The sequence below is a fragment of the Arthrobacter sp. E3 genome, assembly GCF_017353415.1.
Taxonomy (GTDB): domain Bacteria; phylum Actinomycetota; class Actinomycetes; order Actinomycetales; family Micrococcaceae; genus Specibacter.
This window is the reverse complement of the sequence record NZ_JAFMPX010000148.1, coordinates 1-255: the sequence shown is the minus strand read 5'-3', so window position 1 is coordinate 255 and position 255 is coordinate 1. Positions and strand designations below refer to the sequence as shown.

The following is a 255-nucleotide window of genomic DNA, read 5'->3' as shown; positions in this document are numbered from 1 at the left end:
CCGCCACCACCACGTCATGATCGACCCTCCCCTGCCCAAAGCCCTGATCTTGCTCACCGTGCCGTTCCTTTCAGCACTGAACATCACCGACGAACCCGCAGAACTCATCGGTTCCGGACCCGTCCCGGTCCCCATCGCCCAAAAACTCCTCGCCAACTCCCCCACGTTCTTACGCGTCCTCACCGATCCAGTCACCGATGAGCCCCTGGACATGAAAGCAGAACGCTACACACTACGGGAAAGCGAAAAAGCACT

At 59.2% G+C, this 255-nt stretch carries 1 pseudogene; it reads left to right on the top strand.

Annotated elements, in window-relative coordinates:
- Nucleotides 1-16 precede the first annotated feature (16 nt).
- A pseudogene (locus tag JMA46_RS17015) lies at nucleotides 17-255 on the top strand (HNH endonuclease); the annotation flags it as partial.